Annotated in this window: 18 protein-coding genes; 12 read left to right on the plus strand and 6 right to left on the minus strand. The window is 49.6% G+C overall.

The window, feature by feature from the left end; all coding sequences use genetic code 11:
- Positions 1-220 precede the first annotated feature (220 nt).
- The 3 genes from KE626_RS27285 (at position 221) to KE626_RS27295 (ending at position 3,501) form a co-directional block, all read left to right on the plus strand.
- Entirely contained in the window at positions 221-877 is a 657-nt protein-coding gene (locus KE626_RS27285) for a GNAT family N-acetyltransferase (RefSeq protein WP_211976198.1), read from the plus strand.
- Positions 878-1,017: 140 nt separating this feature from the next.
- Positions 1,018-2,058, plus strand: coding sequence for a bifunctional transcriptional activator/DNA repair enzyme AdaA (locus KE626_RS27290; RefSeq protein ID WP_211976199.1), 1,041 nt, complete (start codon positions 1,018-1,020; stop codon positions 2,056-2,058).
- Between the two features lie 9 nt (positions 2,059-2,067).
- Entirely contained in the window at positions 2,068-3,501 is a 1,434-nt protein-coding gene (locus tag KE626_RS27295; protein ID WP_211976200.1) for an MFS transporter, read from the plus strand.
- A 2-nt stretch (positions 3,502-3,503) separates the two neighbouring features.
- On the opposite strand, the gene KE626_RS27300 is transcribed toward KE626_RS27295, so the two are convergent.
- Entirely contained in the window at positions 3,504-3,992 is a 489-nt protein-coding gene (locus KE626_RS27300) for a DUF2147 domain-containing protein (protein WP_211976201.1), read from the minus strand.
- Between KE626_RS27300 and KE626_RS27305 the strand changes: the two genes are divergently transcribed.
- Entirely contained in the window at positions 3,991-5,502 is a 1,512-nt protein-coding gene (locus tag KE626_RS27305; protein WP_249207730.1) for an alpha-L-fucosidase, read from the plus strand. The two genes, KE626_RS27300 and KE626_RS27305, sit on opposite strands and share 2 nt — an antisense overlap.
- Positions 5,503-5,523: 21 nt before the next feature.
- Here KE626_RS27305 and KE626_RS27310 read toward each other — a convergent pair whose 3' ends face one another.
- The 3 genes from KE626_RS27310 to KE626_RS27320 all read right to left on the minus strand — a co-directional run bounded on the left by KE626_RS27310 (position 5,524) and on the right by KE626_RS27320 (position 8,456).
- Positions 5,524-6,693, minus strand: a complete 1,170-nt coding sequence (locus KE626_RS27310; protein ID WP_346344495.1) for an RNA polymerase sigma factor — start codon at positions 6,691-6,693, stop codon at positions 5,524-5,526.
- 83 nt (positions 6,694-6,776) lie between these two features.
- On the minus strand, positions 6,777-7,130 hold the full coding sequence (locus KE626_RS27315; RefSeq protein ID WP_211976204.1) for a YciI family protein: 354 nt from the start codon (positions 7,128-7,130) through the stop codon (positions 6,777-6,779).
- 219 nt (positions 7,131-7,349) lie between these two features.
- Positions 7,350-8,456, minus strand: a complete 1,107-nt coding sequence (locus tag KE626_RS27320; protein WP_211976205.1) for an epoxide hydrolase family protein — start codon at positions 8,454-8,456, stop codon at positions 7,350-7,352.
- A gap of 295 nt (positions 8,457-8,751) precedes the next feature.
- Here KE626_RS27320 and KE626_RS27325 point away from each other — a divergent pair, with 295 nt between their 5' ends.
- The 8 genes from KE626_RS27325 (at position 8,752) to fucP (ending at position 19,040) form a co-directional block, all read left to right on the plus strand.
- Complete coding sequence (locus tag KE626_RS27325) at positions 8,752-9,771, plus strand: LacI family DNA-binding transcriptional regulator (RefSeq protein WP_211976206.1); 1,020 nt, start codon at positions 8,752-8,754, stop codon at positions 9,769-9,771.
- Positions 9,772-9,918: 147 nt separating this feature from the next.
- Complete coding sequence (locus tag KE626_RS27330) at positions 9,919-11,055, plus strand: glycoside hydrolase family 172 protein (RefSeq protein ID WP_211976207.1); 1,137 nt, start codon at positions 9,919-9,921, stop codon at positions 11,053-11,055.
- Positions 11,056-11,089: 34 nt separating this feature from the next.
- Positions 11,090-12,652 (plus strand): aldehyde dehydrogenase (NADP(+)), encoded by a 1,563-nt coding sequence (locus KE626_RS27335; protein ID WP_211976208.1) that lies wholly within the window; start codon positions 11,090-11,092, stop codon positions 12,650-12,652.
- Between the two features lie 3 nt (positions 12,653-12,655).
- Positions 12,656-13,438, plus strand: a complete 783-nt coding sequence (locus KE626_RS27340; protein WP_211976209.1) for an L-fucose dehydrogenase — start codon at positions 12,656-12,658, stop codon at positions 13,436-13,438.
- Between the two features lie 31 nt (positions 13,439-13,469).
- Positions 13,470-15,119, plus strand: a complete 1,650-nt coding sequence (locus KE626_RS27345; protein ID WP_211976210.1) for a UxaA family hydrolase — start codon at positions 13,470-13,472, stop codon at positions 15,117-15,119.
- A 480-nt stretch (positions 15,120-15,599) separates the two neighbouring features.
- Positions 15,600-16,832, plus strand: a complete 1,233-nt coding sequence (locus tag KE626_RS27350; protein ID WP_211976211.1) for a DUF6786 family protein — start codon at positions 15,600-15,602, stop codon at positions 16,830-16,832.
- Between the two features lie 45 nt (positions 16,833-16,877).
- Positions 16,878-17,738: a fumarylacetoacetate hydrolase family protein gene (locus KE626_RS27355; RefSeq protein ID WP_249207738.1), complete on the plus strand. Its 861-nt coding sequence runs from the start codon at positions 16,878-16,880 to the stop codon at positions 17,736-17,738.
- Positions 17,739-17,759: 21 nt separating this feature from the next.
- Entirely contained in the window at positions 17,760-19,040 is a 1,281-nt protein-coding gene (fucP, locus tag KE626_RS27360; protein WP_211976212.1) for an L-fucose:H+ symporter permease, read from the plus strand.
- On the opposite strand, the gene KE626_RS27365 is transcribed toward fucP, so the two are convergent.
- Positions 19,041-20,303: a hypothetical protein gene (locus tag KE626_RS27365; RefSeq protein WP_211976213.1), complete on the minus strand. Its 1,263-nt coding sequence runs from the start codon at positions 20,301-20,303 to the stop codon at positions 19,041-19,043.
- Positions 20,304-20,325: 22 nt separating this feature from the next.
- Positions 20,326-22,020 (minus strand): DUF4091 domain-containing protein, encoded by a 1,695-nt coding sequence (locus KE626_RS27370; RefSeq protein ID WP_249207739.1) that lies wholly within the window; start codon positions 22,018-22,020, stop codon positions 20,326-20,328.
- Positions 22,021-22,042 lie beyond the last annotated feature (22 nt).

Below are 22,042 nucleotides of genomic sequence, written 5' to 3' on the forward strand. Positions count from 1 at the left end.
AAAAATAATAAAAAAGTGCGGATGCCCATAGATACTGCATTCCGTAGGCAGTAGCCATGTGTAAATGTTATCTTGACCTGCTTTCACCACGGCAGGGATTTTATGCTGCCACCCGGACTGGAAAAAAATAATACATTTGCAACGCAAAACAATCGTCATCAAAAAAGAATTCGAGGGCCCGGAACAGGCAACTGAAACAACAATCTCTTCAATCCTAACTATGTCCGACCAACAACATCAGGCCGATCCTCAATTAGTAGCCCAATGGGTTCAGGGATGGTCCTTAGCCAGAGAAGTAGCTTTACCCGTGTGGGAGAATGGCGTGTACCGCGTAGAAGTAGGTTGGCCGGATGTAATAAGACGTTTTGTTTTTCCATCCCTTACGCCTGCCGTAGGACAACTGGCCGAAACTATTTCCGATCCTTATATTATACTAAAGATTTTTGCAGCACCGGAAGAGGTGCGAAAATGCCTGCCATCCAACTGGATGGTACACCCTGCCGCTTTTATGATGACCTGCCTGCAGCCGATGAAAACCGTCAACATGCAGCTGGATAAGGAATACACACTGGATATCTCCGATAACATGGCTGTACCTATAGCGCGGGTGCTCACCTCCCAGGGCGAAGTAGCCGCCATCGGCAGGATCGCCTTTACGGAAGATGCCGGCATTTACGACCGGATCGAAACGCATCCGCTTCACCGGCGCCGCGGTCTTGGTACAGTTGTTATGAAAGCACTGGAAAGCGTAGGTGCTGCCCGCGGCATTACAAAAGGCCTGCTGGTAGCTACCGCCCCGGGCAGAGCCCTGTATGAAACGCTGGGTTGGGAAGTGCATTCGTTATATACTACCGCGGAAATACCGGCGCAGCAATAAATTTATTTCTGTGCCACTACCAGGAAACGAAGGAATCACTGCATCCGGCAACAATTTAATTAAAAAGAAAAATACTTGTTCAGTTTCCGGTTGTTGCCCACTCCGTACTATCTTACTTTTGATAAAAAAGAAAGATCGATATGCTGACGGATGAAATCATGTACCAGGCACTCCTCGACAAAGATGTTTCTTATGAAGGAACATTTATAGCAGCGGTAAAAACCACCGGCATATTCTGCCGCCCAACCTGTACGGCCAGGAAGCCCAAAGCCGAAAACGTGGAATTCTTTCCTTCCGCCAAAGAGGCCATACTAAAGGGATACCGGCCCTGCAAAGTATGTAACCCGCTCGAAAAAATGAACGAAACACCACCATATATAAAAGAGATCCTTGATGAACTGAATGCAGATCCTTCCAGGAAATTTAAAGATGCCGACCTGCTCCGCAGGGGAATTGAACCCAGCAATATCAGGCGCTGGTTTTTAAAAAATCATGGTGTCACCTTCCAGGCTTATCAGCGGATGTTCCGGATAAATTCTGCCTTTAAAAAAATACAGAACGGCGATACCATCACATCGGCGGCATTTGATGCAGGATATGAATCTGTCAGCGGGTTCACGGATTCCTTTAAAGCTGTATTTGGCGTATCGCCCTCCAATAGCAAAGATAAACACATCATCAATATCACAAGACTGGAAACGTCTTTGGGGACTATGTTTGCCTGCGCCGCGGAACCGGGCATCTGCCTGCTGGAATTCACCGATCGCAAAATGCTGGAAACCGAATTAACGACGCTCGCCAAACAATTAAATGCCAATATTATCCAGGGCGCCAACCCGCACTTCAACGTGTTGAAAACACAGCTGGAAGAATATTTTGAAGGAAAAAGAAGAGTATTTACCGTTCCGTTGTTTACACCCGGCACGCCTTTCCAGCAAACCATATGGCGCGTTCTGCGGGATATTCCCTACGGCGCCACCAGGTCTTACAAAGACCAGGCGGCCGCCATCAACCAACCCGGCGCTATCCGTGCGGTAGCCAACGCCAATGGCATGAACAGGATCTCTATCCTGGTTCCATGTCACCGCGTGATCGGTACAGATGGAAACCTCACCGGCTACGGTGGCGGTATCTGGAGAAAAAAATGGTTGCTCGACTTCGAAAATTCAAATTCAATTTAACCCGGAAATATGATCACTACTGCAAAATGCAACAGATGGAAAGCACTTTCCGTCGTCCTCACTGCGCCCCTACTTTATGTTATCGACATTTTTATCATCAACATGGCCATCCCCGGTATCAAGAAAGGTGTGCATGCTACAGACGGGGAAGTGCAACTGGTGATTGCCGGCTACCTGCTGGGCAGCGCTTCTTTTCTCATCACCGGCGGCAGAGCGGGCGACTACCTGGGCCGTAAAAAAGTATTTTTCTGGGGGATGTTTTTCTTCACACTCACTTCCTGTCTTTGCGGCTTATCACAAACCGCGTGGGAACTAAATATTACCCGCTTCTTCCAGGGACTGAGCTCTGCTTTTATGGTACCGCAGTCTATCGCATTTATACAGGTGCTCTTTACGGATGAGCGGGAAAGAGCCAAAGCTATTGGCTGGTACGGCATTACGCTGAGCATTGCGGCCATTATCGGGCAAATACTGGGCGGCTACCTGGTTGATACACATTTCGTCATCGCCGGGTGGAGACTGATCTTTTTTATCAATCTGCCGGTAGGCCTGGCAGCACTCTGGGCCATTTATCATTACCTGGAAGAAACACCAAAAGATACCGGGCAGCGATTTGATTACCGGGGAGCGCTGATCCTCACCACCGGTCTTATTTGCCTGATCTGGCCGCTCACCAAGGGACGTGAGCTGGGCTGGCCGTGGTGGAGCATTGCGTTGTTATTATCTTCCCTGTTTATTTTCGCTTACTTTATCCGCGATCAGCAAACAAAAGTGCTGCTACACAAAGGCAGTCTGATCGACACCGCACTATTTAAGATCCGGGAATTTAACATCGGCCTGCTGGCAGTGCTGTTCCACTTCATGATGCACACCGCCTACCTGCTCATGAGCGCTATTTACTTACAGAATGGACTTGGTTTCTCGGCACTCGATTGCGGGCTTGCTTTTATACTGCATGCCATTCTGTTTATGATCTCCTCTATGATAGCCGCCAAACTCATTGTTAAATACGGGAAATGGGTATTGCAGGCGGGACTGTTGATTATCCTGGTGGCGTTCCTGTTACAGATCCGATTGTTCCGGCCAACGGTAAGTCCGCTGTGTGTTACATTACTGATAGGCGTCTATGGCCTGGGTAACGGACTGGTACTTCCCTTCCTGCTAAACATTGCGCTGAAAAGTGTACCGGTGAAATTTGCGGGAGTGGCGGCGGGCGTATTCTCTACCTTTCAGCAAACTGCCTCCGCTTTAGGTATCAGTATACTGGGCGGTGTTTTCTATTATGTTGTCAGCCTTCATGAATCATCTCCCGATTACCTGATAGCTTTTGATACAGGCATTACCGTTAGTATCATCTGCCTCGGAATAGTAGCTGTTATGTTATGGATATTACCGGAAACAACCGATCAGCATACAATGGAATTACAACCGGAAGGTATCTGATCTTACTTTACCCGGTCCCAGTAAATTGTTTTTCCCAGGAGTTCAATACCAATATATCCCCTGAGCGCTAACCGGCCATTCTTTAGTTTCATCACAGCGGTATAAGATTTCCCGGAAGTAGGGTCATAGATCTTGCCATCCTCCCATTGCCCGTTCTGATACCGGAAACCAGTCAGCATCACTATATTGGGCCATGCCCTGCTTCTTAAAGCGATATTGGGGTTCAGCGTATCTTTACGTGGAACCCCTCTCTCGTCCAACATATATTTTCCCCATAACAGCTTCCCGAAATACTGGTCACCTGATTGATAGATCTCTATCTTACCTGATCTGTCCTCGTTTTGCCAGGTACCCAATATGCCGTGTTCATTACTTTGTGCATGGGTTGTTAACAGGAAGATAAAGAGGCAAACAAAAAACAGGCCGCCTGTTTGAGTTGCTTTTTTTAACCCGGAAATTTTAGTATACTGGAGGTTTATACAGATGAACATGAATAAAAAATTATGTCTTTTAACACTGATATTAGGTATTGGCCATGCTCACCAGGCAACAGCACAACAATCGGCCTATGTCAGCATTTTACCCGGGGATGATAATGCCGCCATTATCCGGAAAGCCGCTAATGTACAGCCTACAGAACGACAACTGCGCTGGCAGGAACTGGAAGTGACCGGGTTCTTTCACTTTGGTATCAACACTTTCACAGAACGGGAATGGGGAGATGGCAAAGAATCTCCTTCCCTGTTTAATCCAACTGCACTCGATGCCATGCAATGGGTACAAGCTGCTAAAGCCGGTGGCATCAAACAGGTGATCCTGACAGCCAAGCATCACGATGGTTTCTGTTTGTGGCCCAGTAAATATACGGAGCATTCAGTGAAAAACAGTCCCTGGAAAAACGGACAGGGCGATGTGGTAAAAGAGGTGGCAGATGCCTGTCGTACAACCGGTATGGGCTTCGGCGTTTATTTGTCGCCCTGGGATCGCAACGCTCCCTCCTATGGCACCGAAGCCTACAACGATTACTTCGTTAACCAGCTCACGGAACTGTTAACCAACTACGGCCGGATCGACGAAGTATGGTTCGACGGCGCTAACGGCGAAGGTCCTAATGGCAAAAAACAGGTGTATGATTTCAAACGCTGGTATGCGCTGATCCGCAAACTACAGCCAGGCGCCGTTATTGCGGTAATGGGCCCCGATGTGCGCTGGGTAGGTACAGAAACCGGCTATGGCAGAAGCACCGAATGGAGCGTGGTACCGGCCAATAATTTAGACCAAAAAACGATCGCAGATTTATCCCAGCAGGAACTGCTGATAAAACCCTCCGGCTATGGTAATGGTGAAGATATGGGCAGTCGTGACGCCTTATACCACGCCAATAGTTTAGTATGGTACCCGGCAGAAACGGATGTGTCTATCCGGCCGGGATGGTTCTATCACAAAGAAGAAGATGAAAAGGTGAAAACACCGGAAAAGCTGCTCGACATCTACTTCAACGCCGTCGGTAAAAACGGGGTGCTGCTGTTAAATATCCCACCGGATAAAAGGGGACTGATACAAGAAAATGATGTTAAAAATTTAGCTGCCTGGAAAAATAATATCGACCAGATCTTTTCACAAAACCTGCTCAGCGCTGCGAAAATCGCATCTTCCAATGGCCGGAGAAAAAATGCGCTGACAGATGATAATAAAAATACCTGGTGGACAACGAAGCATGAGGATACTACCGCCACCATTGAAATAGATCTCGGGAGTACCCAAACCTTTAATGTATGCAGGCTGCAGGAATATATCAGGAAAGGACAACGGGTAGAAAATTTCGTGCTGGAATACCTGGATGGCAGCGAATGGAAAGTAGCCGCTACCGGCACTACCATTGGCTATAAAAGGATCCTTACTTTCCCGGATGTGAGCGCGCAACAGCTGCGGCTGCGTATCACCTCCTCCCGTATGGCGCCTATGATCGCTGATTTCGGGATTTTCAAACAAACAAAATAAATCATTGCCTGCAGGCCTTCATCACCGGAGGCCTGCTATCTTTTGTTCTATAGTTCGTTTATCCGTAAGCGTGACCGCCAGCCCCAATGCCTGCTCCAGGTACTGTACCGCTTTATTGTTATCAATACCGGTATACAACTCTCCCAGCAGCACAAAGTAATAATGATTACGCGTGAGCTGTAACTTCTCCGCCTCCGCAATGGCAACTTCCTTTCCTTTTACTTTTGAGAGTGCATAAGTCCTGTTAAGCGCTGCTACCGGCGAATATGCCAGTTGCAATAAACGATTGTAGAGTTGCAGGATATGATCCCATTTTTCCGCGGTATCCTCTTTCTGTGTATTCCAGTAGGCAATGGTGGCTTCAAGGTGATAGCGCGACAAGCGCTCTCCCTGCGACGCCTCATGCAGAAAGCGGGCGCCCCTGGCGATCAGTTCATCATTCCAGAGGGTTTCGTCCTGGTCCTGGTATAAAATAATTTCTCCGTTGGCGGTTTTCCGGGCCTCAAACCTGGAAGCATGAAAGCACATCAGCGCAAACAGCGCCTTTACCATAGGCTGGTTAGTCAATTCATTTTCTATCAGCAAATAGGTTAACCGCATAGCTTCCAGGCAAAGATCTTCCCGTATCACCGCATCCTGGCTTTCGGAGTAATAACCTTCGTTGAATAATAAATATAAAGTGGTGAGTACGGTATCCAGTCGCCCGTTGATGGCGGCGGGCCCGGGGAATGCCATCACTGCTTTTTCTTCCCGCAGCTTTTCTTTGGCCCTTAACAATCTTTTATTGATAACATCTTTGCTGGTGAGAAATGCGTCGGCAATTTCGGTGATGCCGAATCCGCAGAGTATACGAAGTGCAAGCCCTATCTGCGCTTCTTTCGGAATAGCAGGGTGACAGATGGCGAACAGCATCTGCAGCTGACTGTCCGCTATATTTTCATCTGATAAATTGATGTCTGCCATCTCATTTTCCCGGGATGCTTCTTTTAGCTGCCGGGCAATTTTTTCGGCAAAATGCTGGTTACGCTGTAAATAATTCTTTGCTTTATTTTTTGCCACCACGTATAGCCATGCAGTTGGGTTGTCCGGAACTCCTTTATATGGCCATGTTTCCAGCGCCGTTAGAAATGTTTCACCGGCAATGTCTTCCGCAAGTTCCATATGCGCTATACCAAAGGCTCTACAGAGCACAGCAGTAATTTTGCTGAACTCGGTCCTGAACAGATGTGGTATTAAAGCGGGTTGTTCCATTGCAGGAAGTTAGTTACACAGGATTAATGAACACCATCTCCTTTCACCAGTTTCCGCACCTCCACGCTGTTTCCGTCTCCCTGTAAAACAGGACAGCCTTTGGCAAATTCCACGGCCTCTTCTACGGAGCCGGCTTTCACAATGACGTAGCCGCCTATTGTTTCCTTGATTTCACCGAAGGGACCATTTGTTACCACGCTGTTGTGTTTCACTACCTTGCTCCCTTCAAAAGCCAAACCGTTTCCACCGCTGAATTTGTTTTGGGCGGCGATGCCACCGATCCAGTCCATGGTTTGTTTCATCCAAACCTGTATTTGTTCCGGGGAGGCTACCTTGTTGCCGTCCTCGTGTCTAAAAATTAACATAAACTCGTCCATGATCATAAGTTTTAAATGTTTGTGAACAATATACCCTTATAACAAATGGAAAAAGCGGAATAAGACATTGGTGAGAAAAAATTTTGTTGGCCAGGATGTGGTACCTTATATGGCCCCTCATCTATGCTGCCAACGCTATGGCAAATATGGATTAAAACAGGGAAGAAATCAGCAAAAAAAAACGCCTGCCGGGAAACGATCCCGGCAGGCGCATCCTCATCAGGCTATCGCCGCAAAAGCATCCTTTAATTCCTTTGCATACAACTCAGGTACTTCGAGGGCTGCAAATCTTCCTCCCTTGGGCAGTTTGGTAAATCTTTTCAAATTCACCCTGCGCGCTGCCCACTCTTCCGGTGTATTGCTGTCGGCCGGGAAAATGGATACTGCTGTCGGCACTTCTGTTCTGGGTACCGGCTTGGGTCCATGTTCACCAAACATCACGCGCGCATCTTCCAGGTAGCGGCGAATAGCGGTGTTGATGGTGGATGATACCCAATAGATCATAATATTGGTAAGCAGTTCATCTTTGGTAAAGCTGTTTTCTATATTTCCTTTTGTATCGCTCCAGGCATAAAACTTTTCGAGTATCCAGGAGGCGAGTCCTACCGGTGAATCGTTGAGGGCGTAGCCCAGTGTTTGCGGTTTGGTAGACTGGATCATATTAAATGCGCCTTCCATAAACCACCAGCCCTGGATAAACTGTCCAAACTGCTGTTCAGCAGGCGACATGGTGCTCCAATCTTCCGTGCCGTTAGGATAGCCTGTATCCGTTAAATGAATAGCTTGTACCTGTGCCGGGTAATTTTGCGCCAGCGCGGTGGTAACCGCGAAGTCGCCGGCTGCCAGGAAATGGGTATAGCCCAATACTTCAGTCATCAGTTTAGCCCAGAGGTGTCCGGCGTTTTCAGAGGTGGTGGCTACATGACCGGAGAAACCGTAACCGGGCATAGAAGGAATAACGAGATCAAAAGCGTCCGTCAGCATAGGGATCACTTTATAAAACCGGAAAAATGAATCCGGCCACTCATGGGTAAGGATCAATGGGCGGGTGTTACTGCCTTTTCCTTTTATGTAGATAAAATGAATATCGGTGCCGTCAATGTTGGTGATAAACTGCGGGAAGCTGTTTAACAGGGCCTCCTGTTTACGCCAGTCGAAGCTTTGCTGCCAGTAAGCCACCAGTTCACGGAGATATTGCGGGTTGGTGCCATAGTTCCAGCCTGCATTCTCAGGCTCATCGGTCCAGCGGGTATGTTTTAACCTGGCCGACAGGTCGTTCAGCAATTCGTTTGATACGTCGATTTTAAAAGGCTGTAACTGTTTCATGGTAGTATTTTTTTTTAGTAGTTTAAGGGTGATGAACATCTTTTATGAAGATGCTGAAACAAAACTACGGGTGCTGTGTGACAACAGTTTGTCAGTTGGAAAAAAGAAAACCTGATTTTTTTTGAAAGAACCGGGTTATCTTCAGGGGGAGGCCGATGAGGAAACCCTATAAATATTCCGTGGTGGCCACTTTCGATATAGCTGCCCCCTGTTTTTGTGCCTTAAAATATCCTCCGTCCGTAAAAAATCTTCCAAAAAACTTGTTTCCTTAAACGTTTAAGCATATTTTTAAGAAATGAAAAAGGTTTCGCTGAAAGATATCGCTACGGAGGCGGGTGTATCCACCGCATTGGTATCGTATGTGTTGACGAATAAGGAGAAGGAAGCCCGGGTTGGCGAAGAGATCGCAAAAAAGATCAGGGCCATTGCGCATAAGCTGAACTATCAGCCCAATCATATTGCGCGGAGTTTGAAAAGCGGCCGGTCATTTACCATAGGACTGATAGTGGCGGATATTTCCAACCCCTTCTTTGGCAATATTGCCCGTACGATAGAAGATGAAGCCAAACGGAATAATTATACCGTGATCTTTGGCAGCTCGGATGAAAACGTTGATAAATCGGGCGACCTTATTAATGTATTGCTGAACCGGCAGGTAGATGGCCTGATCATTACGCCTACGGAAGGATCGGAAGAGCAGATCAGCCAGCTGAAAGCACAGAAAGTGCCTTTTGTGCTGATCGACCGTTTCTTCCCGGAGATAGAAGCCAGTCATATTGCAGTTAATAATTACGAAGCGGCCTATCATGCAGTATCACACCTGGTTAAAACAGGCAGGAAGCGGATCGGGATGGTGGCTTATAAAACGTCGCTGCATCATATCGGGGAAAGGAAACGTGGTTACAAGGAAGCGTTGCTTGCGCATCATATGACATCGGGTAATACCTTGCTGAAATCGGCGCGGTACTCGCACCTGGCAGCAGATATCCGGTTATCTATCGATCAGCTGCTCAGTGGCCGTCATCCCGCCGATGCTATTTTCTTTGCCACCAACAGCCTGGCCATAGAAGGACTGAAATATATTAACTCATTGGGAATCCGCATTCCCGATCAACTGGCAGTGATCACCTTCGATGAAAGTGAAGCACTCGACCTTTTCTACTCTCCCGTTACATTTGTACGGCAACCTATCCTGGAAATGGGAAGAGCCGCCGTACGGGTACTGCTGGAAGAGATCAAAGACAATAAAAAAGAAATTGAACATATCTGCATCGATACTTCGCTGGTGATCAGAAAATCCTGTGGAAGCCGCTAACAGTAAGCTTTCCCGGAATCCCCGCGTAACAGATGCCTTTTGTGTTGATTTTTTGCTTAAACGTTAAAGCGAATAAACTAGTAAAATACAAACGTTCCCGACTATACGTAAACGATAACTATTCATTGCTAAAAACAAACCACGATAATGAAAAAACTGCTGCTGCTATCTTTAAGTGCCTGTCTCAGCTGGGCCACCTACGCACAACAATCCTTTAACGGATTAGAGATGAATATGGGTAACCTGTTCCGATTATCCAATGCCAAAACGCGTTCTATCAGCCCGGAAAATTTCACCGGCGAAGCTGGCAAAGGCGGTATGGCTACTCTCGACCAGGGCAATGCCCGCGGCGCTGCCCGCGACCTCGGCCAGGGATGGAAAGTAAACCCCTACATTTTTATTGAACCCGGAAAAACCGTAACACTGGCCGAAATAACCGGCCCCGGCGCCATACAGCATATCTGGATGACACCCACCGGCAACTGGCGCTACTCCATACTCCGCTTTTACTGGGACGATGAAACCACCCCCTCGGTAGAAGTACCCGTAGGTGATTTCTTCGGCATGGGATGGGGCGAATATGCCCAACTCAATTCCCTGGCGGTATGCGTAAATCCCGGCAGCGCCTTCAACTGCTACTGGGCCATGCCGTTCCGGAAAAAATGCAAGATCACCATGGAAAATATTAATACGGAAAGAATGACCCTATACTACCAGGTCGACTATACGCTGACCAGCGTACCCGAAGATGCCGGCTATTTCCATGCACAATTCCGTCGTAACAACCCGGTAAAAGATGCTTCCTTTACCATGATCGATGGTGTAAAAGGACAAGGGCAATATGTGGGTACCTACCTGGCCTGGGGCGTTAATAACAACGGCTGGTGGGGCGAAGGCGAAATAAAATTCTTTATGGACGGCGATGGTAAATTTCCTACTATTTGCGGTACCGGTACGGAAGACTATTTCTGCGGCTCCTATAACTTCGATACCAAAGGCCGGTACCAGGAATTTTCCACGGCGTATAGCGGTCTCCCGCAGGTGATCCGCCCCGACGGTTTGTATAAATCGCAACAGCGTTTTGGCCTGTACCGCTGGCATATCATGGATCCCATCCGTTTTGAAAAAGAACTTAAAATCACGATACAGGACCTTGGCTGGCGCAGTGGCGGACGCTATCTGCCGCAGCAATCGGACATCAGCAGCGTGGTATACTGGTACCAGCGTGAGCCTCATGCGCCTTTTCCAAAGCTGCCGGCTATGAGCGACCTGGAAGTGAATTGAGCATACACCACTTTTAATATAAAATATCAGGAAGATGAGTCGAACATTGATAACAGGATTACAACTGATAGGAAATAATTTTTCCGGTGAAGGCGACGATACCTTCCGGGCATTTGATCCGCGGCAGCAGCAATGGCTGCCGCAGGAGTTCAGAGAAGCTACCACCGGCGAAATAGATGCCGCTTTAAACCTCGCTGCCAAAGCGTTTCCGCTGTATAAAAAAACGACGGCAGCACAGCGTGCCGCTTTCCTGGAAGCTATCGCCGATGATATTGTTTCCCTGGGAGATGAATTAATCAACGTAGCCTCGGCGGAAAGCGGGCTGCCGCTGCCGCGCCTCCAGGGCGAAAGAGACCGTACCACCGGCCAGTTGCGGCTGTTTGCCAACACCATCAAAGAAGGCTCCTGGGTAAATGCCCGCATCAATACCGGTACCCCCGACGTAAGGCAAATGCAGATCCCTATCGGCGTAACCGGCATCTTTGGCGCCAGCAATTTTCCGCTGGCCTTTTCAGTAGCAGGTGGCGATACCGCCGCTGCGCTGGCTGCCGGTTGCCCCGTTGTATTCAAAGCACATCCCGCACACCCGCATACATCATACCTGGTGGCCACTGCCATCCGCAAAGCCATCCTGCGTACCCAAATGCCGGAAGGTGTTTTTTCCATGGTACACGGTACTTCCCACGAAACAGGACAGTACCTAGCGGCACATCCGATCGTTTCTGCCATTGCCTTTACCGGCTCCTTCAGAGGCGGCAAGGCACTATATGAAACGGCTACACGCAGAGCCGTACCTATACCCGTATACGCAGAAATGGGCAGCGTAAATCCCGTGTTTTTCCTGCCGGGTATTTTACGGGAGAAGGGACCCGCATTGGCCATGCAGCTGCTGCAATCCGTTACCCTGGGTGTAGGACAATTTTGTACCAACCCCGGCATGTTTATCACGCCTTCGGAAGACGCTGCGGCAGCGTTTATCAGCGCCCTGCAACAGGGTATCGGCGCCATGAGCGGCGGACCTATGCTTACACCGGGCATACTCGACGCGTATCATAACGGCATCCGCCTGCTGCAACAAACAGGCGCAGCAGTACTCGGCGCCGCCCCCGACACCGCCCAACAGGCTACCCCTTACCTGCTGCAGGTAAGCGCCGAAAAAGCATTGGAAAATCCCGCCATCTGCCACGAAGTATTTGGCCCTTCTTCCCTGCATATCCACGCTGGCAGCATCGATGAACTATACCAGGTGGCGCGCAAACTGGAAGGACAACTCACCGCTACCATCCACGGTACCGAAGCTGACCTGCAACAACATGCCGACCTGGTAGATATACTGAGAGAAAAAGCCGGCAGGATTATCATCAACGGTTTCCCTACAGGCGTAGCCGTTAACCAGTCAATGGTACACGGCGGCCCCTGGCCCGCTACCACCCCTGCTGCCGGCACCTCCGTTGGCACCGCAGCCATCTACCGCTTCTGCCGGCCGGTATGCTACCAGGATTTCCCGGCATACCTCCTCCCGCCGGAACTGCAGGACAGTAACCCCATGCACATCTGGCGGCTGGTAAACGGTGATTTTTCAAACACACAAAAGTAAATTATGGACCTGGGTTTAAAAGATAAGATCATTATAGTAACAGGAGGCGCCAAAGGCATCGGCGCCGCCATTACCACCGTGCTCGCACAGGAAGGCGCCATTCCCGTGATCATCGGCAGAAGCGGGGAAGATAACCTCGAACAACTTTCCCGCATCCGCGAAGCCGGCGGCAAAGGCGAACATGTAGTGGCTGAACTCACCGACCCCGCTGCCTGCAAACAGGCGGTGGAAGCCGTTGCAGCACAACATGGCCGGATCGACGGACTGATCAACAACGCCGGCATCAACGACGGCATCGGCCTCGAAACCGGTTCGTACGAAGCATTTATGCAATCACTGCACCGCAACCTGGTACACTACTACCTTTTAGCACATCATGCACTCCCCTTTCTGAAAAGCAGCAAAGGCGCCATCGTCAACATCACCTCCAAAACCGCTGAAACAGGCCAGGGTAACACCTCCGCATATGCTGCCGCTAACGGAGGCCGCAACGCACTTACCCGCGAATGGGCAGTGGAACTCCTCCCCTTCAGCATACGGGTAAACGCCATCGTAGTAGCCGAGTCCTGGACGCCGCTATACGAAAACTGGATCAATACCTTCGAAGATAAAGAAGCCAAACTCGCCAGCATCGTGGAACGTATTCCACTGGAAAAAAGAATGACACACCCGGAAGAAATTGCACAGATGGCCGTGTTCCTGCTGTCAGAAAAATCGAGTCATACAACCGGTCAGCTGATACATGTAGACGGAGGTTATGTACACCTGGACAGATCCCTGACCTGATCCCCATCCCTCATTATTTATGCTAACAACGATGAAACAAACAATTCTAAAAATCCATCCCGGTGATAACGTTTGGGTAGCCTTGCAGGATATCCCCGCAGGCGCCGGTGTACATTGTGACGGAGTAACTGTAACGGCTATACGTAAGGTTGAAGCCAAACATAAAATAGCGGCACAGGAACTGCCGAAAGACAGTCCCGTTATCATGTATGGCGTACTCGTAGGCCTCGCCAACGATACCATCCCCGCAGGAGAACTGATCACCACCCAAAATATACGCCATGCCTCAGGTTCCTTCGCCGTGAAAGGAGAACGGCACAATCAATGGACCGTACCGGATATATCTCCCTGGGAAAACCGGCACTTCGATGGCTACCACCGCACAGACGGCCGCGTAGGCACCGGCAACTACTGGGTGATCATCCCGCTCGTATTCTGCGAAAACAGGAATGTACAATTGCTACATGAAATACTGGTGAAAGAACTCGGCTATCGCAAGCAACACAGTTACGAAACCATGCTGCAACAACTGCTGCAGGACTTCCGCTCCGGCAAAGACAGCAGCAACATCGCCGACAGCAGCAATGGAGAAGGCATCGTTCTCCAGGGACGCACCTTTGCCAACATCGATGGTATAAAACTGCTCACCCACACCATGGGTTGCGGCGGCACTAAACAGGACGCACGTACGCTTTGCGGACTGCTGGCAGGTTATATTACCCATCCAAACGTAGCAGGAGCTACGGTGCTAAGTCTTGGTTGCCAGAACGCACAAATAGATATGCTGAAAGAAGAAATTGAAAAACGCGTTCCCGGATTCGACCGCACCGTTGTCTTTCTCGAACAACAGCAACTCGGCTCCGAAAAAGCATTGATGACCCAGGCTATCCACCAAACATTCGACGGCCTCACCAAAGCCAATACCCAGCAACGACAACCCGCACCGCTCAGCAAACTATGCATAGGCATGGAATGCGGCGGCTCCGACGGGTTCTCCGGTATCTCCGCCAACCCCGCCGTAGGCCGTGTGGCAGATATGCTGGTAGCACTCGGCGGCTCCGTGATCTTATCAGAATTCCCGGAACTATGCGGTGTGGAACAGGAACTGAGCGACCGCTGCATCAATACCGACCTGGCCGGCCGCTATCTCCAGCTGATGCGCGACTACGCCAGCAGAGCAGAAGCCGTTGGATCAGGATTCGACTCCAACCCATCCGCCGGTAATATCCGCGACGGACTGATCACCGATGCCATCAAATCGGCCGGCGCAGCCAAAAAAGGCGGTTCCTCCCCCGTTACTGATGTCATCGATTATCCCGGCTGGGTACAACATCCGGGCCTGGCCCTGCTATGCACCCCCGGCAGCGATGTGGAATCCACTACCGCAGAAGTAGGCGCAGGCGCCAACGTAGTGCTGTTTACCACCGGACTGGGCACCCCCACCGGCAACCCGGTGACACCCGTTATCAAACTGTCTACCAACAGCAAACTCGCCGCTAAAATGCAGGACATCATCGACCTCGATACCGGCACCATCATCAGCGGAGACGCCTCTATCGATGATGTAGCCGCCAATATACTCGAACTCGTGATCGCCACCGCCAGCGGACAATACAGCACCAAGGCACAACAGCTCGGACAAGATGATTTTATCCCCTGGAAAAGAGGGGTATCGCTGTAGAGCGGTTAGCGGTTAGCTATTAGCTGTTAGGCAGAGCGAGTGGATTGATTTTTTATGAACGACTTTTGAAGGGGATCGCTGTAGAGCGGTTAGCGGTTAGCTTTTAGCTGTTAGGCAGAGCGGGAATTGATTTTTTGTGAACGACTTTTGAAGGGGATCGCTGTAGAACGGTTAGCGGTTAGCTTTTAGCTTTTAGGCAGAGCGGGGATTGATTTTTTATGAACGACTTTTGAAGGGGATCGCTGTAGAACTGTTAGCGGTTAGCTTTTAGCTGTTAGGCAGAGCGGGATTGATTTTTTATGAACGACTTTTGAAGGAACCGCTGTAGAGCGGTTAGCGGTTAGCTTTTAGCTGTTAGGCAGAGCGGGATTGATTTTTTATGATCGTATTTTGAACAAGTATTTTTCAGCGATAGCATTGCTTTTTGCTTTAAGCTTTAAGCTTTCTGCTTCCACTATTATAATCACTAATTCCATGAACATGAGATCTATTCTTCTTTCCGGTTGTCTGGCAGCAGGCCTTGCAGCCTGCAACGGCGGAGCAACAAAACAGGAACAACATCCCGCTAAACCTGTCAATTTCGGGGAAGATGTTGCCTTTCTGCAACAGCATCTGAAAAACGTAGTGGTATTAAAACACGCCAGCGATAGCAGCGGTATTGTAGTAACAGGCGATTACCAGGCCCGTGTGATGACCAGTACTACCGGCGGCAGCCAGGGTAAAAGTTTTGGCTGGATCAACTACGACCTGGTGGCATCGCAAAAATTTGCACCGCATATCAACGCATTCGGCGGAGAAGAACGTTTCTGGCTTGGGCCCGAAGGCGGTCAGTATGCACTGTTCTTTCCACCGGGAAAAACGTTTGATTTCGCCAACTGGCAAACACCCGGGCTGATAGATACTGCCCACTACACGGTAACGGCATTATCCGATACCGCTGTTACCTACCAGCAAAAAGGCACTATTCAAAACTATAAAGGCAGCACTTTTAACATCAGTATCAACAGGAGCATTCGCTTATTAGGCAGCAGCGACATTACTGCCCGGCTTGGGTTTGCGCTGCCTGATGGTATTAAAGGCGTTGCCTACGAAACAGATAATGCCGTTACCAACAGCGGCGACAGCGCATGGCAGGAACAAAACGGCCTGCTGAGTATCTGGTTGCTGGGCATGTTTAAACCCTCCGATCAAACCGCCATCGTAGCGCCCTTCCAACACATCGCTGATGCCCGGCAACATATTACGGATGATTACTTCGGGAAAATTCCCGCCCCAAACCTGGTGGTAAAAGATAGCTTACTGCTATTCCGCGCCGATGGTAAATCCCGCGGCAAACTGGGACTTTCTCCACTGGTCGCTAAAAAAGGCGCCGGCAGCATCGACCTGCAAAACAATATCCTTACGGTATTGCTATATGAAGTAGTGCCGGCAGGTCGTTACGTGAATTCAAAATGGGAACTGCAGAAAGAACCATTTAAAGGCGACGCCGTTAACTGCTATAACGATGGCCCCCTGGCCGATGGCACCCAAATGGGACCGTTCTATGAAGTAGAATCTTCTTCCGATGCGCGCGCCCTGAAACCCGGTGAGTCGCTCACCTACCGGCAGGTAACCATGCACTTTGAAGGCGATCAGAAAACATTACAGGCCATGGCTGCACAACTGTGGCAACTCCCGCTGGAAGAAGTACAACACTTCCTTTCGGGTAAATAATTTTTTTTAACACCTCCGCATTTTCTTATCAACAAATACATCAACATGGAGATCATCCGCATCTATAAAACATCAGGCGCTTTGCTGGTGGCGTACCGGGATCAGTACTACACCATTGCCGCCAACTGGAACAGCTATGTAAACAGGCAGGGACTGTTTAACCTTGTACTGGCCGATCTGAAAGATAAAACACCGATGAGCACCGATGCTGCAGAAAAGCTGCTGGCAGCCGACCTGCTGGCGCCCATCGGCTCGCAGGAAGTATGGGCCGCCGGCGTTACCTACTACCGCAGCCGCACCGCCCGGATGGAAGAGTCGGAAGTATCCGGCGGCGCCACCTTCTATGATAAAGTATATGTGGCCGAAAGACCAGAACTGTTTTTCAAAGCTACTCCGCACCGCGTTTCCGGACACGGACAAACGGTGTTCATCCGGGAAGACTCCTCCTGGGATGTGCCGGAACCGGAGCTGACCTTATTTGTTTGCAGCCAGGGCAGCATCGAAGGTTATACCATTGGCAATGATATGAGTTCGCGCAGCATAGAAGGAGAAAATCCGCTGTACCTGCCACAGGCAAAAGTATATGAGAAATGCGCCGGACTGGGGCCCTGTCTTATGGTACCGGATATGCCGATCCCTTCCGATACCATCATCAACATGGCTATTTACCGCAACGAACAGGTGCAATATTCCGACAGCGTTCCTATCAGCCAGATGAAACGCAGTCACCAGGAACTGGTGGATTTTCTTTACAAGGGATGCGCTTTCCCGGATGGCTGTTACCTGATGACTGGTACCTGCCTGGTACCGGATAACGGCTTTACCCTGCAGGACAACGACCGCGTGGAAATCAGCATCGACCATATAGGCCGGCTGGTAAACGACGTACAGACCTGTCGCCTATAACCAACAAAACAAAATACCTTTATGGATTCCACAATTGAAATAAAGAAAGGGGCCTCCGCGCCCCCTTCCGGCAGCAGCCAGCTGAAAGTTGCCAGCATCCTTATTATCAGCCTCTTCTTTTTATGGGCGCTTACCGGCAATCTCATCCCGGTACTGATCCCGCATCTGCGGAAAGCCTGCCAGCTAAATGATTTTCAATCTGCCTTTATCGATGCTGCCTACTGGATCAGCTATTTCTTTTTTGCCTTACCTGCCGCCTGGGTAATGCGGAAATGGAGTTATAAAACAGGCATCGTTACGGGCCTGCTCATCGCAGCTGCGGGCGCCGTACTTTTTTTCCCGGCGGCAGAACTGCGCTCTTTCGGCCTGTTCCTCTTTGCCCTCTTCCTCGTAGCAGCAGGTATGACGTTCTTGGAAACAGCCGCCAATCCATATATCACCATGATGGGCACACCGGAAACCGCTACGCAACGACTCAATTTTGCACAGGCATTTAACGGGCTCGGTGCCTTTGTGGCCGCATTCTTTTTGAGCAAAGTGATTCTTTCCGGTAAAGAATTTACACATGAACAACTCAACAGCATGTCGCCCGATACACTGAATAATTACCTGCTGTCAGAAGCAAGATCCGTACAGGTGCCCTACCTCGCGATCGCCGGTGTATTGGTGCTCACGGCCATCTTGTTCATGGTGGTACATTTCCCGAAAATACAGGAAGAACATAGTGATGGTCTCAATATTAATCTCCGGGTATTCCGGCATGTGCATTTCCGCTGGGGCGTAATTGCGCAGTTTGCCTATGTGGGCGCACAGGTATGCATTTCCAGCTTCTTTATCCGTTATGCCGGTTTCAGCGGACATATGCCAGAAAAGGAAGCCACTACCTATCTCGGTTTGCTCCTGTTATGTTTTATGCTGGGACGGTATGCAGGTACGCTGCTGATGCGCAAAATAGCGCCCCGTCAACTGCTGGTATTTTATAGCATAGCCTGCGTATTGCTGCTATGTTATTGCGTAATGATTGGCGGCAGAGCCGGTGTTTACTTTTTACTGGGTGTTGAGTTCTTTATGTCTATTATGTTCCCTACTATTTTTTCACTGGCCATCAAAGACCTGGGTAATGAAACAAAGTCAGGGTCGGCTTTCCTGGTGATGTCTATTGTTGGTGGAGCACTGATTCCATTGGGTCTTGGCGCAGTCACTTTTTACAGCAATGTACAACTGGGGTATACAGTGCCGCTGATCTGTTTTGCGTTGGTTGGTTACTACGCATGGCGGCATGCGTTACCGGTGAAAGCATAATTATTCCGCCAGTAATTGTTCAATGGTTTTACGGGTGAGCCCGAAATAAAACTGCTGGCCTGCGCGATAAGTTTGCCGCAGTTCAAAGTTTTCGAAACTCGGGCCACCCGGAATATCTATATAGGCAGCAGCATTCCTGTTACCACCGCTCCAGTATTTTGCGCGGCCATTTACACGCACCTGTAAGGAGCTGTCTGCCTGCGCTGCAGCCACCCGCCAATATTGCGTAAGCTTATAAAACGGCCGGTAACGCCAGTTCCATCTTGCCGCATAGGCCGCGGTGTCCGGCCAGGACATCAGCTCATTTAATGATTCATCCGGCTGCGCTATAGCGATGAAATCACCCCGTTTGTTATGCAGCATTTCATTTGCAGGATAGGGCGCCTGTTCGGTAAAATCAATACCCTCGTAACCTGCATACAGCTGTCGCGCGTTTACCACGCTATGCCGCAGGTACAGGTTTCTTAACCGAGAATAATTACCCATGGTGGCCGTTACGCCGCAACGCTCCATAGGTGCGCTGTCCGGTTGCTGAAACACTTCAATGCACAACTCTTCCGGACGCTCGCTGTGGATACTAAGCCGGAGATAAGGATGCGCCCCGTTCCGGAATTTTTCCATAAAAACATAGAGCAACAAAACGGATCGTTCCGGGTGCTGCGGATCCGGTTGCGTAACCGCAGAGGTGACCGCAGTGATACCTGCCTTTTTACTTTTACCTTTATGAACGGTAGTAACGTTACCGGGCATACGAAATGTATCTGTTTTCAGTACTCCTCTTGTACCTGCCGTAGCGGAAAACCTTCCCGGTTCCGGTGTTTCACCTGCCCACATCAGTTTGCCCCACTTACCATCTACCTGTGAAGGAGAAATTTCACTGAACTCCATATTACCGTGTACCACCGGTTCAATGGCAATATAATTGATGTGGTAAATCACGTTCTTCCATTCATACCCGATGCGCAATAATCCTCTCGGACCACCGTCGTTGCCCGGTCGTGCGTTTTCTATGGCAGCGGGCCATAACGCCACAACAATACCGTTCCGGATGCCCCATACCGGCGCACTGCCGCTATGATCCGGCCGTATCCATTCCGGCGGTGTAACACCCGGCGTGTCAGTCCCTTTATTCAAAACAGGCAGGCGGACGGGCATGCCGGCGCCCGTCAGCCATACGGCACTAACGGAAACGGCTATTGTAAAAAAGCATTTTCGTATAGTATATCCTCTGTTAAACTTTATCTTCCTATAATATCCGGTCATACGGTCATCATTAAAAATTGTTTCATCTTCCTTTTCTGCTTAGCACCTGTTTAATTGCCTGCTGTATCCACTCTTCCGACCTGGGAAAATCTTCATACGAATGCAGTGATGATAACATCGGATCATCGGGTGATATACCGGCAGATTGCAGGATGGCGTAATCCTGCAGCGATTCTGCAAACACCTCCCAGCGAACGGAGTCGTAAGGGCCATCCGGACCGGGATATACCACAAACGGATCTCCGTTGGCGATACCGGGGTAAGCATGCGCCGATCCGTCGGTATACGGATCTGAAGCCTCCTCGGAGTCCAGCTTATGCCAGTAGTTATAGCCCCAGTGCAAAAATCCTTCTGCATGCAGGTGGTAGAACAACCAGCCTGACATACGGATCTTTGGCAGTGGCGTATCAAAAAAGCGGTTCAGCCATTTATTACGCGGTCCGGTACAAAAATAAACCCAGTGCGGAATTTTCTCTTTGCTGTATTCCTGCGCCGAACTGATGATAGGCACAGGGATATCCGTGAGATGTTCTTTTCCATAACGGATATCGCTCAATGCATCCATCACCTTCATCCAGGGCGCCAGCTCATGCAGCAGCTCTCTCGCCTCTTTGTAATTAGGAATATGTTCCTGCGCGGGCTCGTCCGATAAATGAAAATAAGAATCGGCCATTATGTTTTCATCTTTCAAAAAATCATGAAATGCCGGCAGGAACTGCCGGAGGAAGTTAACATACACCGGAGAAAAGGCCGGCAGGTCTGCATCCCAGAGCAGTACATACTTTCCGTCTTTTATGGTATAAACGCGCATCGCTGTTTTCACTCCCCAATACATCCACAAATGCGCCCACTCAAATTTTTTGTAGCCCATTTTTTTACACATCGTTATAAAGCGCTTAATCACGGACCAGTCGAACTGGTATTTACCGGAACTCGTTTCATTCACGATCAGCATCTGGCAGGGCTGTTTAAACAGGGTTTTGAATTCAAAAAAGTTTTGGATAAAAGCCACATCGGTGCCATGTTCCATCAGGTCTTTCATCTGTGCTTCGGTATATTTCCACCACAGGGAATCAAACATCTGCGTTTTATAATAAATGCTGGTAGCTTCCCCACGCCACCAGTGGGTAACGTGAAAATTGCGGCGGGGCTGCAATACCAGGTTGCTGGCGTTGACGTTCACCACCAGCCGCTGCTCTTTTTGCGCTTTTCCTTTGGTCCATTTCATCACCACCTCGTAGCGGTGTATGCCGGGGCTAATGTTGGCGGGCACCTGCAGCGTGATCCAGAAAGAGCGGCTCGCAAACGGGTTGACTTCCACCGTGCTGAGCGGGTACAGCGGTTCAGGGATCAAACCGGGTAAATAACCGATGCCATCCATTTCTTCCCTGGCAACATCGGTGGTAAAATGATGCAAAGGTACCAGGCCCACATAGCGGATCTTCGGTTGCAATACCTCCGCATTTTCCATGCTGCAGGTAAGATGGGTCTGGTCTTTCATATTGCTGTGAAACCCTACCTGGAAGGATATACGACTTCCGCGGGCAGCCATCATATCGAGCTGTGTGGCAGTGCCTGCCGGCGTTTGCGGAAAAATACGTTTCAGCGATGTTTCCAGCCATATGTCCATCGTACTGTCTGCTGTCGCGGGCGATATGCCCGCGGCATGGTTACCAACCAGGAAAAGCGCCACGAGTAATAAATACCTTTGCATCATGTGAATATTGTTTACGTCAAAA

It is taken from the genome of Chitinophaga hostae, from assembly GCF_018224885.1.
In the GTDB taxonomy this organism is placed as follows: Bacteria; Bacteroidota; Bacteroidia; order Chitinophagales; family Chitinophagaceae; genus Chitinophaga; species Chitinophaga hostae.

Bases quoted from the DNA above. Each gene is read 5' to 3' on its own strand.
- KE626_RS27285 (WP_211976198.1), top strand. From the start codon at position 221: ATGTCCGACCAACAACATCAGGCCGATCCTCAATTAGTAGCCCAATGG.
- KE626_RS27290 (WP_211976199.1), top strand. From the start codon at position 1,018: ATGCTGACGGATGAAATCATGTACCAGGCACTCCTCGACAAAGATGTT.
- KE626_RS27295 (WP_211976200.1), top strand. From the start codon at position 2,068: ATGATCACTACTGCAAAATGCAACAGATGGAAAGCACTTTCCGTCGTC.
- KE626_RS27305 (WP_249207730.1), top strand. From the start codon at position 3,991: ATGAATAAAAAATTATGTCTTTTAACACTGATATTAGGTATTGGCCAT.
- KE626_RS27300 (WP_211976201.1), bottom strand. From the start codon at position 3,992: ATGTTCATCTGTATAAACCTCCAGTATACTAAAATTTCCGGGTTAAAA.
- KE626_RS27315 (WP_211976204.1), bottom strand. From the start codon at position 7,130: ATGGACGAGTTTATGTTAATTTTTAGACACGAGGACGGCAACAAGGTA.
- KE626_RS27320 (WP_211976205.1), bottom strand. From the start codon at position 8,456: ATGAAACAGTTACAGCCTTTTAAAATCGACGTATCAAACGAATTGCTG.
- KE626_RS27325 (WP_211976206.1), top strand. From the start codon at position 8,752: ATGAAAAAGGTTTCGCTGAAAGATATCGCTACGGAGGCGGGTGTATCC.
- KE626_RS27330 (WP_211976207.1), top strand. From the start codon at position 9,919: ATGAAAAAACTGCTGCTGCTATCTTTAAGTGCCTGTCTCAGCTGGGCC.
- KE626_RS27335 (WP_211976208.1), top strand. From the start codon at position 11,090: ATGAGTCGAACATTGATAACAGGATTACAACTGATAGGAAATAATTTT.
- KE626_RS27340 (WP_211976209.1), top strand. From the start codon at position 12,656: ATGGACCTGGGTTTAAAAGATAAGATCATTATAGTAACAGGAGGCGCC.
- KE626_RS27345 (WP_211976210.1), top strand. From the start codon at position 13,470: ATGAAACAAACAATTCTAAAAATCCATCCCGGTGATAACGTTTGGGTA.
- KE626_RS27350 (WP_211976211.1), top strand. From the start codon at position 15,600: ATGAGATCTATTCTTCTTTCCGGTTGTCTGGCAGCAGGCCTTGCAGCC.
- KE626_RS27355 (WP_249207738.1), top strand. From the start codon at position 16,878: ATGGAGATCATCCGCATCTATAAAACATCAGGCGCTTTGCTGGTGGCG.
- fucP (WP_211976212.1), top strand. From the start codon at position 17,760: ATGGATTCCACAATTGAAATAAAGAAAGGGGCCTCCGCGCCCCCTTCC.
- KE626_RS27365 (WP_211976213.1), bottom strand. From the start codon at position 20,303: ATGACCGGATATTATAGGAAGATAAAGTTTAACAGAGGATATACTATA.
- KE626_RS27370 (WP_249207739.1), bottom strand. From the start codon at position 22,020: ATGATGCAAAGGTATTTATTACTCGTGGCGCTTTTCCTGGTTGGTAAC.